Here is a 396-nt window from a genome sequence, read left to right as displayed (position 1 = left end):
GATCAGGTGCATGTCGACGATAACCTTCAGGCCGGCGCGGTTGATCATGCGCACGGAGTCCAGCACGCCGGCATAGAGATCGTCACGCAAGGTCACGGTCTGGTCGGACAGGAAGGGCGATGGATCGACCGGCATGCGCAGGAAATCGAAGCCGGCGTCCTTCAGTGCCTTGAGGTCGTTCTCCCCAAGGAATTTGCGCCATTCCGGATAGGGTAGGATGGCTTTGGCGTCGCCCCACTGGTCTTCGCCGGGCCATGTGACCCATTGGTCGAGGTTGAGGCCGCGCTTCATCGAGAATGTTGCGGCCTGGCCAGGCAGCGCCAAAGCCACGAGCACGAACAGCGCCGCCGTCAAACTCTTGATCATCGCCGTCAACAGTGCCATCCGATGTTATGT

1 pseudogene is annotated in these 396 nt (G+C 60.6%); it reads right to left on the bottom strand.

Features of this window, described 5'->3' with window-relative positions:
- Positions 1-384: pseudogene (locus EOC93_RS33880) on the bottom strand (cellulase family glycosylhydrolase); the annotation flags it as partial.
- Between the last annotated feature and the right edge of the window lie 12 nt (positions 385-396).

This window comes from Mesorhizobium sp. M6A.T.Ce.TU.002.03.1.1 (assembly GCF_003997275.1).
GTDB classification, from domain to species: domain Bacteria; phylum Pseudomonadota; class Alphaproteobacteria; order Rhizobiales; family Rhizobiaceae; genus Mesorhizobium; species Mesorhizobium mediterraneum.
Note: the sequence above shows the minus strand (reverse complement) of the source record. Positions and strands in the feature narration are given on the sequence as shown.